This is a genomic window from Microbacterium sp. Bi128 (genome assembly GCF_918698205.1).
Genome location: NZ_CAKKMM010000381.1, coordinates 1 through 4,219, shown reverse-complemented (window position 1 = coordinate 4,219; position 4,219 = coordinate 1). Strand labels below are relative to the sequence as shown.

The window sequence follows — 4,219 nt, the reverse complement described above, 5'->3', positions numbered from 1 at the left end:
CGTCATGGTCCTCGCAGGAGCCGCGAAAGTCAACGGGCTGTTTACACGTGCTTCCGCGCGGAAGTTTTAATCAAAGCACCTCGCGAGGCAAAGCACCGGAACCGGGCCGCCGCTCCCCCGAAAATCAATCGGCTATCGATCTTTGGGGCGATGTTCAAGGGAGGTTTGTGGTGGTTATGATTCGGTCATGCCGAACCCGCGATTGTCTCTCGCCTAGAACGGATTGGCCCTGGAGACTGGGAGATATTCGAATCGTTCGCGTCGGAGTTCTTAGCCGTCGAATATCCGGCCCTGCGGACGATGGCGGCTCCGAACGGAGACAAGGGTAGAGACGCCGAAATATTCACGATTGATGGGGTGCCTAAAGTTGCATTTCAGTACTCTGTCACGGCGGGTTGGAAGTCGAAAATTGCGAGCACGCTGGACACCCTCAAGAGGAATTTCCCTTCGGTCAGCACCATGATCTACCTGACTAACCAGGTGATTGGTCCGGCTGCCGATGAACTCAGGGAAGAGTCCCGACGTGATCGGAATATAACCGTAGACATCCGGGACCGGTCGTGGTTTGTGGACCGTGAGAAATCCTATCCGCAACGACGAGTGGCCAGTGAAGAGCTGGCTCAGCGCTTTGTGGATCCGCTCCTGTCCAAACGAGGGGTCCTCGAAAGAATATCGACCTTGACCGCCGATGAGAGCAAGGTCGCGGTGCTGCACTTGGCTCTCGACGGCGAAGATCAGGCAACCGATCAGAGTCTTACCAAGAGCTGCTTCGAGTCATTGGTCTTGGCGGCGCTTCACGATTCGAACACATACAACAGGCTCAGCCTTAGCGAAATCAAAGATGGCGTCGCCCTCCGCATGCCCGTGGGGAAGCGAGGGCAGGTCGATGCTCTGACCCTGAGCGCATTGAACCGCCTGTCTCGGAAGGGCCCCATCAAGCAACACAAATCAGCGTCCGGGGCCGAGGACACGTACCATCTCAGTTTTGAGGAGGCCAAGAGGATAAATGATCAGACGGCCAAGTTCCTTCTTGATGAAGCTGCCCTCGATGCGAAACTCATTGCGGCGGTTCGAGCCGTCGAAGCACCGAAGGCACTGAGCGAAGCACAGTTGACCGAGATTTCTCGGCAACTGCGAACAGTCTTGGAAGAAACACTCCTGGAACGAGGAGAGTCTTTTGCCGAGGCCGTGGAAACAGGAGCACCGTTCCAACTCAGCCCTGTAGCCATAGCGGACCGAATCACAGCAAATGGTGGCATCCGTGAGCTCAGTTCTGATGCCGCGGCCGCGGCCATAATGCACCTACTGGAACAGCCTTCGCCGCAAACACAGTCGCATCTTCGGCGACTAGCCGACGCATACACGCTTTTCGCGTTCCTGAAACAAACCCCGGACGTCCAGAAAGTCGTGCTCAACGTCTTCAGTGAAGGCGACATATGGATGGACACCACCGCGATCCTGCCCCTTATCGGAGAGAGCCTGGTAGACGATCCGGAAGAGCGCCACTTTACGATTCTGATGCGCGCAGCGGTCGACGCAGGGTTGCTCCTATATGTAACGGACGGAGTCGTTGAAGAAGTTGAAAGACACCTCAACCTGGCGGTTGCTTATGGTCACAACAGAACGTCGACTTGGTCAGGAAGAGTGCCCTTTCTCTATTCGGCCTTCGTGCTCTCGGGCCGACCGGAGACCGAATTCCTGGACTGGCAACGGAACATCTGTGGACGAGAACAGCCGTTGCAGGACGTCAGCGACTACCTTGCCGACGAATTCTCTATCGAGACCAAGAGTCTTCTTGAGCACTCGAATGCCGCATCGACCGAACTCCGGGGTGCGGTTCAGGAACTATGGAATGAGACTCACGAGAGAAGGCGTCAACGAGGTGACTACGGAGCCGAGCAAGGGACGCGGTCTCGCCTGGTTGCCCACGACGTCGAAAACTCAGTCGGCGTCATCGAGTATCGGCGGACGATTGGACCATCACCCATGGGCTACCTTGCATGGTGGCTGACGTTCGACAGAACAGCCATGAAGATGAAGGACCACCTCCGGGAGCGCCTTGGCCCGCAAGCGCCTGCGTCGCCGGTGTTGAGCCCGGATTTCCTCACTCAATTGCTTCGGTTGGGCCCGCTCCGCACCGCCATCGAACAGGATCTGAGAGTGCAGCTACCCCTGCTCACGGACATGAGCGTCAATCACTACGCTCCGCAGGCTCTGCTCGATTTAGCCAGGGAAACGCGAGAAAAGTCGTCGAGCCAGAATGAACGGGTAGTGCGTCGCGAAGTCCGCGACGCGGTGAACCGCGCAAGGCAGCAGATGGGGCCCGCGGCGGTCGGCGGCGTTCGAGCAATGGAGGATCGAATTTCAGCTTCCATCAGACGACAGTCACCCGGATGAATCCCGCCGGCGGACGCACATAACCGGCAGTCGGACGGCAGCCAGGACTGCTGATAGCGGAATGGTTTCGCTCCGATCTGGGCTGCCGCAGCCGCACGCTCACTGCTGTCGCATGGAAGTATTCACCTATGACTATCGATAATGATGCTGCCAACCTCCCCGCGCAATTGGACTCTCACGGCACAGACGACTCGATCGAAGTCAGCCGTGGCTGGGACCACATCGGGGCCATCGTTGTCGATGCGACCCTGCAGCGACGACAGAACTACCACGCGACCGTCAGGCCGCGCGTTGTCGCTTTGGTCGGGGCATGGCCTGATGCCGCCACGACCAGTGGATTCCGGCGGCGCCTCGATACAGGGACGCTTTCCGAAGTTATCAGCTGGCCTTCCCCTGGCCGTCTCGCCCAGGTGGAGGACATGACGCGCGTGTTCGAGAGCCAGGGCATCGAGACTGTAGTCGAACTCCGAGGAGCACTTGGTGACGACGCCAGCAGAGCCGTTCTCCGGGAGGCTCTTGGGGCCGTGCGGCATGTCAGTCCCAAAACGCTCGATTACATTGACACCCTGAGCGGAGTGTCCACGGGCGGGGCCGTCGAAGAGTAAATGCGGGTGGTCCAGCCTGCCGGCATCGATGACTCCCCTATGGGCATATCGCTTCGGTGATCGGGACATTAGAAGCGGGCTGGCCGAGATGAGACATATGCCCGATTCCAATTAAAGTAATTGTCAGATATTGCGGGGCCGGGGTCAGCGCCCCCAGCGTCTGCAGAGTTTCTCTGAGGCATGTTCGTCCCCAACGAAGTGGGACCATCTAATTCGGCGAAAACCATCGTGGCGAACACCTCGCCAGCAGCCAGCGTCAGCGCCTGCATTGCGGCAACGGAAACCATCTCATCCCGGCAGGTTGTCCTCGACACGTCACATGCTACCGACCCACTCGGGCGCTGGATGGGGACCCGAGTGGAAGAGTTTCGCTATGTCGACCACCCCGCTGACGTCGGTTGGCGCGTTCCTTTGCGTGCGTAATCGGGGGCCCGTTCAATTCGGATTAAGTAGCTGGAGACCAGGGCAGAGAAGCCTAAGAGGCACCCTCACTCATCATTTCCGAATTGAGCTCAAATGCGATGGCTGGCACTGCCGCTAGATCTCCTGATTGTAGGCGGTCTACGGACTCCTCGAATCGCGTATCCGTCGGAGTCTCGGGCCACCCAAACTTCCGTCCTGCGAATCGCGTGAGTCCACATTTATCGATCGTCCAACTGCCCTTGGCTGAAAGCGGTACATATGTGAAGTTTCCGGATTTTATGTGATCACTATACTCATCAAAATGCGGGTGAACGATATGGAAATCTTTACCAGCAGTCGGATAAGCTGTTTGGACGACATCCACGAGCGTCTGAGTGTCTGATTTTTTTCCATTGCAATCCGGACATGCCGCAGCGAGATTTAAAGGCGTGAACATAAACTCGGCATGAGAGGTTCTTGGAACGATATGCTCTGTGTCCCATGCCCTGCCATGCGCGACGTGGTTAATTTGTCGGCAGTAGCAACAAGAGTAGCCCTGCATCGTCTTGTAGTGCTTCTTTATATTTGATTTTAGTTGCGTCAATGTGGGGTCGTACCAATAATCGCCGTGTTTGACCACCAATGCTTCGAAGGCATCGACAATGAGCTGCTCTCCGACGCTGTAGACGAACGGTGGAATCATCACTGGCCGGCCACCTGAGCTCTCTCTACGGTCCGCTCAAGGTCACCGACAACTTCGCGGACGCCATCGTTGACGCCGCTCGCTCTCGTGGCCTGCTTCAGCAGCCCCATCA

Annotated in this window: 3 protein-coding genes; 2 read left to right on the top strand and 1 reads right to left on the bottom strand. The window is 57.4% G+C overall.

Translation table 11 applies throughout. The features are described from left to right. The first annotated feature begins 357 nt into the window (after positions 1–357). Both LQV45_RS19460 and LQV45_RS19455 read left to right on the top strand, forming a co-directional pair. Positions 358–2,397, top strand: a complete 2,040-nt coding sequence (locus LQV45_RS19460) for a hypothetical protein (RefSeq protein WP_230008427.1) — start codon at positions 358–360, stop codon at positions 2,395–2,397. A 128-nt stretch (positions 2,398–2,525) separates the two neighbouring features. Beyond that, positions 2,526–3,002, top strand: coding sequence for a hypothetical protein (locus LQV45_RS19455; protein WP_230008426.1), 477 nt, complete (start codon positions 2,526–2,528; stop codon positions 3,000–3,002). 475 nt (positions 3,003–3,477) lie between these two features. On the opposite strand, the gene LQV45_RS19450 is transcribed toward LQV45_RS19455, so the two are convergent. Continuing rightward, positions 3,478–4,107: an HNH endonuclease gene (locus LQV45_RS19450; RefSeq protein ID WP_374208250.1), complete on the bottom strand. Its 630-nt coding sequence runs from the start codon at positions 4,105–4,107 to the stop codon at positions 3,478–3,480. Positions 4,108–4,219: the final 112 nt, after the last annotated feature.

Coding starts and splice junctions, on each gene's coding strand:
- LQV45_RS19455 (WP_230008426.1), top strand. CDS start 2,526: ATGACTATCGATAATGATGCTGCCAACCTCCCCGCGCAATTGGACTCT.
- LQV45_RS19450 (WP_374208250.1), bottom strand. CDS start 4,107: ATGATTCCACCGTTCGTCTACAGCGTCGGAGAGCAGCTCATTGTCGAT.